Here is an 8,377-nt window from a genome sequence, read left to right on the forward strand (position 1 = left end):
CATCATGAATAGATCTAAGTATCTCATCATCCTGTCGGCAATTGGTTTAGCGTCGTGCGCTAAATTAACAGAGAGCCCGGCATCGTTTATCCCGGCCAGCCAGTTCTACAAAACTCAGGCGGATGCCGTAGCGGCCGTAACGGCGGCTTACTCCCTATTAAATGCCGGATCCAACAGCATACAAACCCCATATAATACCCTATTTAACACAGGGATGAATTTTATGGGCGACGACGAAGGGCCGGGTCCGGGTGCTACCAATGCCGATGTGCGCTCACAAGCCGTATTAGGTCATTCATCAACCGGGTTGCGCGTTTTACAGATCTGGCAGCAACATTATGCCGCTATAAAAAAGGCCAATATCGCAATCGATACTATTCCATCTATCTCGTTTGATGCCACACTGAAAGCAAGGTTGATAGGCGAAACCAAATTTTTGAGGGCGCTATATTACTTTAACCTGGTGAGATTATATGGCGATGTGCCCTTGGTTTTACACGATCAAACTTCGGTAAGCCTGTCCGATCAGCAAATTGGCAGATCAGCCGCAGCCACAGTATACGCCCAAATTGAAAAAGACCTTACCGAGGCGGCCGCCGCTTTACCAGCGACCTATGGCAGTGCAGATATAGGTAGGGCAACAACGGGTGCAGCAAAAGCTTTGTTATCAAAAGTTTATTTAACCGAAGGCAAATGGCAGGCATCTATCACAGCTGCAGATGGTGTGATAGCGAGCGGTACTTACAAGCTGCTCACTAACTACCCAGATGTTTTCCTTCCGACGACAAAGAACGGTGTGGAGCATATTTTCTCGGCACAGTTCAAATCCAACTCTTTAGGCCAGGGTAATAATCAGGCACCACGATCTGTATTAACGGGTATCCCAGGTATTGTGGCTTCCTATGCCGATCAAACCGTGTTTTATAATGTTACCGATGCTACCAAGCCTGATGGTATTGATCACTTTTTTAGTGTGTATAAATTATATACCACTGGTGATAAAAGAAAAACCGAAACCTTTGTTACCCGATTTTTAAGCCCTTCTACCGGCTTATATTACGGCAAACTGAACGACCCTAAAATAGCAGGTGATTCGGTGCCGTTCTTTAACAAATACTGGGATCCCAGCATCGTAGGTAACTTGAGCGAATCGGGCGCAAACGTACCCATCATCAGATACGCCGAAGTATTACTGATAGATGCCGAAGCCGAAAACGAATTGAACGGCCCTACACTAAAAGCCTATACCGCCATTAACCAGATCAGAATAAGGGCAGGTATAGCTCCCCTTATTGCAGGCTTATCGCAAGATCAGTTCAGGCAAGCCGTTTATTTGGAACGACGGTTGGAGTTCGTATTCGAATACCAGCGCTGGTTCGATCTTATCCGCGAAAAGGACCCATCAGGCACAGGATATAAACACGGTATTTTAGAAGCCTCTCTGCTTAAAGTGGGTAAGACCAATGTAAGCAAAGGTGTCGCAGGCAAATTCTATCTGTTCCCTGTTCCACAGCAAGAAATTGATAATAGTAACGGTAAACTCACTCAAAACCCAGGTTGGTAATTATGAAAAAGATGTTCATCATTTTATTAATTACAATTGGCTTTAAAGCCGCCTTTGCGCAGCAGCCAATAAATTCGGGATCGCATCAGATCGATCCCAAAGTAAAGATCGAAGTATTGAAAGTGCTGGATCAATACCTGGCCGCGTTTAACGCCAAAGATCTGGCAGGCTGGGAACGTACCTACCAGTTCCCGCATTACAGGCTGGCCAGTGGTAAAATATCGGTGTTAGAAAAAGCTGGCTTACGCGACCCTAACAAAGTATTTGGCGAACTACAAAAGCAAGGCTGGGACCATAGCAAATGGGACCACCGCAACGTGGTGCAAGCATCTGCCGATAAAGTACATGTGGATACCGAATTTACCCGTTACCGTAAGGACGGAAGTGTGATCGGTCATTACGAGTCGTTGTATATCCTCACCAAAGAGAATGGCCGTTGGGGTGTGAAATTCAGATCAAGCTATGCCGATTAATATGAAAAGGAACCTCATTATCCTGTTGCTGCTGCTGATAGCGGCAACAGGTTTAAAGGCACAGGAAACGCATGTGCCCTATGTACAAAAAAGCCCGAATAAGATCGCGGTTACGCCTAAAACGAGCGCTAATTTAATAGATGAAATAGCGCAAGGCAAAGCTTACCTAGTAGATGTGCGCACACCCGAAGAATATAATAAGCAGCACTTAAAGTACGCGCAAAATATCAATATCCGCTCGGCCAATTTTGGCGAACAGGTAAAAAAGCTGAGCAAGGGCAAGCAGATATACCTGTATTGCCATTCGGGCAACCGCAGCGGCAAGGCTACCGATAGTCTGCAAACGCTGGGCTATGTGCGCAGCTATAACATAGGCGCGCTCGATAGCTTGATAAAGGCGGGTTTCCCGGCGCAGTAAAATAAATTAATGATCATTCAGCAGAACTATAAAAGATAACTAAACCACTATTTATGAAAACAAACTTTAAATTATTACCCAAAGTAGCCGCTCTAAGCGTGTTATACTTTTGGGCATCAGGCGCGGTAGCGCAGCAAAACATCCCGCCATCAACACCCGGAACTTACAAAGGTGTGGTTAAAAAAACCTTGGCCGAATCGAAAGAATGGTGGCCTAAGCCGCAGCATGCACCGGCAGGTTCGCCCAACATTGTTTGGATATTGTTAGATGATGTTGGCTTTGGCGCATCGGGGACGTTTGGCGGTTTGATCAATACACCAAATTTTGACACGTTGGCTAATAACGGTTTGCGTTATACCAATTTCCACACGGCTGGTATTTGCGCGCCAACACGGTCATCGTTATTAACCGGCCGTAACCACCACTATGTACATGTGGGTAACTTTGCCCATGCTTCATCGGCGGCAGGCTTTCCGGGTTATGATGGCCGTATCCCGGCTGATAAAGGTACCATTGCCGAAGTATTGCGCGAGAACGGCTACAGCACCTTCGCGGTTGGTAAATGGGGCGTAACGCCCGATGAAGATACCACCGATGTTGGTCCGTTCGATCGTTGGCCAACGGGCAAAGGTTTCGATCACCATTTTGGTTTCCTCGAATCGGCCACTGATCAATACCATCCACCACATTTGGTGGAAGACAACTTTCATGTGAAGCCTGATGGCCGTAACCTTAACGAACAGATCACCGATAAGGCCATCGCTTATATCGATAGGGCACATACTGCCGCTCCGGATAAGCCTTTCTTTTTATATTACGCGCCCGGTGCTACACATTCGCCACACCAGGTAGCTAAAGAGTGGAGCGATCTGTACAAAGGAAAGTTTGACGAAGGGTGGGATGTTTACCGTGAAAAGGTATTCGCAGATCAAAAAAAGTTAGGCTATATCCCTGCTTACGCGCAGTTACCCGAGCGTAACGAACTTATTGAAGCATGGGCCAAACTCCCTGCTGATCAAAGAAAGTTATATGCCCGTTTTATGGAAGTTTATGCAGGTTACTTAACCTATATCGACAACCAGGTGGGCCGTGTAATTACCCATTTAAAACAAACCGGGCAATTTGATAATACGCTGGTATTTGTAATGATAGGAGACAATGGCGCGAGTAAAGAAGGTACATTCCATGGCGTGATCAAACCGTTGAAAAACCCAGCGAAAACAACACCAACTCAAGATTATATCAAAAATAACGAAGTAGAGCTGGAAGCCATAGGCACACCGGAAGCATCAACCAATTACCCACTGGGTTGGGCGCAGGCAGCAAATACACCTTTTAAATACTGGAAATCGGATGCGGACGCGGAAGGCGGAACGCATAATCCATTGATCGTTTATTACCCAAAACTGATCAAAGAAAAGGGCGGCATCCGCAATCAATACGGGCACGTATCTGATATTTTCCCGACCACCATCGAAGCCGCGGGTTTACATATTCCCGAGTATATTAAGGGTATAAAACAAGATACCTTACAGGGTAAATCATTGTTCGGGTCTTTTAATAATGCTAAAGCCCCTACGCTTCATACCACGCAGTATTATTACATATTCACCAACCGCTCTATCTACAAAGATGGATGGAAGGCAGAGGCCGCTCACCATCCAAATTCGGTGGAGTTGAATATATACCCTACCGTTAAACCGGCTGATACGCCTAACTACGATGCTGATGTTTGGAAGCTTTATAATTTGAATGAAGACTTTAACGAACGCATTGACCTCGCAAAAAAATATCCTGAAAAGCTAAAAGAGCTTAAAGCATTATTTGAGGCTGAGGCTTGGAAAAACCATATCTATCCTTTTATTGATATGAGCGACGTAGGTAACAAACGGATCCACCATTTAGAGAACAACAACTAATAAACCTGTAACATCATGAAAAAATTCAGATCAATAATAGTGGGACTGCTTGCCGTGGCAACAGTACATGCCCAAAACAAAAACTCCCTTACCCTGGAGCAATTTAATACTAACCTTAAACAAGCCGGCAGCACCGCTCAAATATTGGATGCCCGCAGTAACGAAGAGTTTTTGCAAAACCATATAAAAGGCGCGGTAAATGTGGATCAAAAGTCGGCCACTTACCAGCAAACGCTTGATGGGTTGGATAAAGCCAAACCAACGTTCGTTTACTCCATAGCTAATGGCCGCAGTTCGATACTATCGACGCAATTGCGCAACAATGGCTTCAAAGCCGTTTACGAATTGCCCGGGGGCCTGGCCAACTGGGTAGGTTCGGGCTATCCCATTATTTCGACCACCAAAAAAGGGGTTGCGTTATCGCTGTCACAATACCAGTCGCTAACCGGATCGGCAGACCTGGTGCTGATAGATATTGGATCTAAATACTGCGGCGCGTGCAAAAGGTTAGTACCCGTGCTCGATTCGCTGAAAACCAAAACAGGCTTCGCCGCCAAGGTGATCAGCATTGAACAGTATGATAACACGGCCCTTGCCAAACAATTAAAGATAAACGTATTGCCTACGCTGGTGCTTTATCGTGGTAAAAAGGAAGTTTGGAGAAGGTCGGGATTTTCATCAACACAATTGATAGAGGAGGCTGTGAACGCCAATAAAACCAAACTGGCCAGTGCTGTAAATTAAACATGTTTAAGTTCAAATATCCGTTCATCCTTACTGTGCTGCTGTTTACCGGCAGCACAGCTTTGGCTCAAGCTAAAAAACCGAAACCCAATATCGTTATCATTTTGGCCGATGATATGGGCTTTGCCGACCTGGGTAGTTTTGGTTCGGAAATACATACGCCCAATATAGACAGGCTTGCCACCGAAGGCTTAAAGCTTACCCAGTTTTATAACGCGGGCAGGTGCTGCCCATCGCGCACGGCATTGCTTACTGGTTTATACCCGCACCAAGCCGGTGTTGGCGATATGGTAAAAGACTGGGGCGATCCGGCTTATCAAGGTTACCTGAATGACCATTGTGTTACCATAGCCCAATTGCTAAAAACCGAAGCGGGCTACAATACCATTGTTTCGGGCAAATGGCATGTGGGTTTGGTACCATCAGCATTGGCGTATAACCGTGGGTTCGATCGGTCGTTCACTATGTTGAATAACGCGAGTAGTTATTTTAACTCCGTGCCTTTGTTCAACGATGACAGCAAAATAACCTTTATGCTTAGCGATAAACAAGTATTCAGGAACGATACTTCGGAATACTTAACGCAGGCTATCACGCGCTTTGCCATCAAATCGTTAGATGAGATCAAAAACGACCAAAAGCCTTTCTTTTTATATGTGGCCTACAATGCGCCACATTGGCCCATACAAGCCTTGCCGCAGGATATCGCAAAGTATAAAGGTAAGTATTTGAACGGTTGGGATAAACTGCGTGCGCAACGTTACCAAAAGCTACGTGCGGCAGGCATTATTAAAAGCGACTGGAAGCTGTCGCCCCGTTATGATAAGGTACCCGATTGGGATAAGCTTAGCGCCGAAGAGCAGGATAAATGGGATACGCGGATGGCTATTTACGCCGCCATGATAGATAGGATGGATGCCGGTGTAGGCGAAATACTAGCTAAGCTTAAACAGATAAAAAAGGACAAAAATACGGTCGTGCTTTTCATGTCCGACAATGGCGGCAGCGCCGACGATGTGAAGAACTGGGCCAATGTGATCCAAAGAGCGGGCGAGGCCGGTTCGGTAGCATCTATCGATAGTTATGAAACACCGTGGGCCAATGTGAGTAATACACCATTTAAAGGGTTTAAGAAAAACACCCACGAAGGCGGTATAGCCACGCCGTTTATCGCTTACTATCCTGGGGTGATCAAACCCGGTAGTGTTAACACGCAACCTGCTCATTTTATTGATGTTTTGCCCACCTGCCTCAGTTTAGCAGGTGTAAGTTATCCAAACGAATTTAATGGACACAAACTTACACCAGCACAGGGTATGAGTTTATTAAACGCCTTTAACGGAAAGCATTTTAAAGATCATGATGCCCTGTTTTGGGAACATGAAGGAAGCCGCGCTATTCGCAAAGGGCAATGGAAACTTGTAGCAGAAAATCATGCCGGATGGGAGCTTTACGATCTGGTGAATGATCGATCCGAAACCAATGATCTGGCGGCCAAATATCCTGATAAGGTAAAAAAATTGGAAACAGAATATTTGACTTGGGCCGCCAATGTTGGCGTAAAAAACTGGAACGAATTGAGTAAAGCCGCTAAAAAAACCGAATAGTTAAATTACTAAATAACTCACCTATGACATTAAATGATGTAAACTTATTAGGAAAAAAGGTGCTTCTGGGTATCGTTATTTCCATTATTCCGCTGATTATCACCATCGGCGGATTGACCCTGATCCGTAAAGTTTTTACAAATCAGGATGCACAAACGCAAACGTCCAATATAAACCCTCAAACTCAGCAAAAATGAAACTCGAACAGCCTGTTAAGCAACGCATCCTCAGGAACGCGATCCTGAGCTTATTCATTTACACCTTGCCGGTGATACTAATGCTGGTTACCTTTTATTTTACGGGCCAACGGCCATGGTTAAAAAGCCAGAGCGCTAAAAAAATTAATCCATCTACTGTAAATCGTTAAAACATTAATATCATGATCAAATTTTTTGAACAAACATTGCTCGGCGCCGATGGCTACGGGTTCGTTATTTTTGTGTGGGTGCTTGGTGCGCTCGAATTCTCGTTCGGCTTGTATAATAAACGCTGGAATAAAAATGAAAGATGGGTGGATATTGCCTGTTACACATTACCGAAATTAGTAATTAAACCCGCGGTAGCTTTTTTTGGTCTCAAATTTTTACCGCTCGCACTGCCAGGCCTCAAGGGTACCTTTACCTGGGTGCCGTTTTTTTGGGGAGCGCTTATCATAGCCATTACAGATGATCTTACCCAATACTGGTATCATCGCCTGCACCACGAATTACCCTGGTTATGGCGCTTTCATCGTACCCACCACTCTGCTAATTACATGGGTATGGCCATGGCCAGCAGGCAAAATGTGATCTACTCGTTATTTTTTTCACAAACCTATGTTACTACAACGCTGGTTTATTTGGGCCTGGGTGTACCGGCGGTTATTGTTAAGGGTATCAAAAGCGTAATTACTACGCTCGCTCACTCCAGTATCCCATGGGACAAACCGTTCTATCAGTACAAAGCGTTGCATCCTATAGCCTGGGTATTAGAACGTACCATATCAACACCGGCAACACACCATGCCCACCATGCCGCCACTACTGATGATGGCGTAGGCTATTATAAAGGTAATTTTGGTAACATGTTTTTTATCTGGGATATTATTTTTGGAACGGCCCATATTTCCAGGCAGTACCCTGCAGTTTATGGTATATCACATTACGAAGCTGACCCATGGTATGTGCAACTGGCCTGGCCTATTTTTAAATCGAATGTAGCCGGTAGTGAACTTGCAGCCGACGGGCCGATGGTTAGGGTGGATATCCAAAAGGCAGAGGCAAGTGAAGACGCACACCCCTATGATACCATCCCTATAAATGGCAGGGCCGATAAGCTCCAAAAAGGGCCTGTATATATCTAAACATCAACAGCTATCTTCTTATTGGTTTATGCTCATGGTATTTGGGGGAGTGGATATTCCGGGAGGCTTGACCAGGCGATTGTGTAGGATGTAGAGCACCCAATTGTGTAAACACCTTACAAAATCGCAATTAAGAATCAATGAATTGATATGGTAAAAGTGTTACGGAACAAGCTTTCAGATATTCCAGAATGAGGTGTCAATGGTGCCGGAATGTCCAGTCTATACGCATCTGTTGTTTTTTTATAAACACATTTACTATTTGAACCAAAAAATTTATAAGTCTAAATCTGCTATCAGGCGCAAATCA

Annotated in this window: 9 protein-coding genes; all 9 read left to right on the top strand. The window is 45.0% G+C overall.

Features of this window, described 5'->3' with window-relative positions; all coding sequences use genetic code 11:
• Nucleotides 1-4 precede the first annotated feature (4 nt).
• The 9 genes from ABIN91_RS05765 to ABIN91_RS05805 are packed head-to-tail and all read left to right on the top strand — an operon-like array spanning nucleotide 5 to nucleotide 8,067.
• A complete protein-coding gene (locus tag ABIN91_RS05765; RefSeq protein WP_348049402.1) occupies nucleotides 5-1,564 on the top strand; it encodes a RagB/SusD family nutrient uptake outer membrane protein in 1,560 nt (519 codons plus the stop codon).
• Nucleotides 1,565-1,566: 2 nt separating this feature from the next.
• Nucleotides 1,567-2,037, top strand: coding sequence for a hypothetical protein (locus tag ABIN91_RS05770; protein ID WP_348049404.1), 471 nt, complete (start codon nucleotides 1,567-1,569; stop codon nucleotides 2,035-2,037).
• Nucleotide 2,038: 1 nt separating this feature from the next.
• On the top strand, nucleotides 2,039-2,455 hold the full coding sequence (locus ABIN91_RS05775; protein WP_348049406.1) for a rhodanese-like domain-containing protein: 417 nt from the start codon (nucleotides 2,039-2,041) through the stop codon (nucleotides 2,453-2,455).
• A gap of 53 nt (nucleotides 2,456-2,508) precedes the next feature.
• Nucleotides 2,509-4,374, top strand: a complete 1,866-nt coding sequence (locus ABIN91_RS05780; protein ID WP_348049408.1) for an arylsulfatase — start codon at nucleotides 2,509-2,511, stop codon at nucleotides 4,372-4,374.
• 15 nt (nucleotides 4,375-4,389) lie between these two features.
• Nucleotides 4,390-5,118, top strand: coding sequence for a rhodanese-like domain-containing protein (locus ABIN91_RS05785; protein ID WP_348049410.1), 729 nt, complete (start codon nucleotides 4,390-4,392; stop codon nucleotides 5,116-5,118).
• Between the two features lie 2 nt (nucleotides 5,119-5,120).
• A complete protein-coding gene (locus ABIN91_RS05790; RefSeq protein WP_348049412.1) occupies nucleotides 5,121-6,725 on the top strand; it encodes an arylsulfatase in 1,605 nt (534 codons plus the stop codon).
• 23 nt (nucleotides 6,726-6,748) lie between these two features.
• On the top strand, nucleotides 6,749-6,922 hold the full coding sequence (locus tag ABIN91_RS05795) for a hypothetical protein (protein WP_348049414.1): 174 nt from the start codon (nucleotides 6,749-6,751) through the stop codon (nucleotides 6,920-6,922).
• Complete coding sequence (locus tag ABIN91_RS05800) at nucleotides 6,919-7,092, top strand: hypothetical protein (protein ID WP_348049415.1); 174 nt, start codon at nucleotides 6,919-6,921, stop codon at nucleotides 7,090-7,092. The genes ABIN91_RS05795 and ABIN91_RS05800 overlap by 4 nt, the downstream gene beginning before the upstream one ends.
• A gap of 12 nt (nucleotides 7,093-7,104) precedes the next feature.
• Nucleotides 7,105-8,067: a sterol desaturase family protein gene (locus ABIN91_RS05805; RefSeq protein ID WP_348049417.1), complete on the top strand. Its 963-nt coding sequence runs from the start codon at nucleotides 7,105-7,107 to the stop codon at nucleotides 8,065-8,067.
• Nucleotides 8,068-8,377: the final 310 nt, after the last annotated feature.

The sequence above is a fragment of the Mucilaginibacter sp. genome, assembly GCF_039921305.1.
Lineage (GTDB): Bacteria > Bacteroidota > Bacteroidia > Sphingobacteriales > Sphingobacteriaceae > Mucilaginibacter.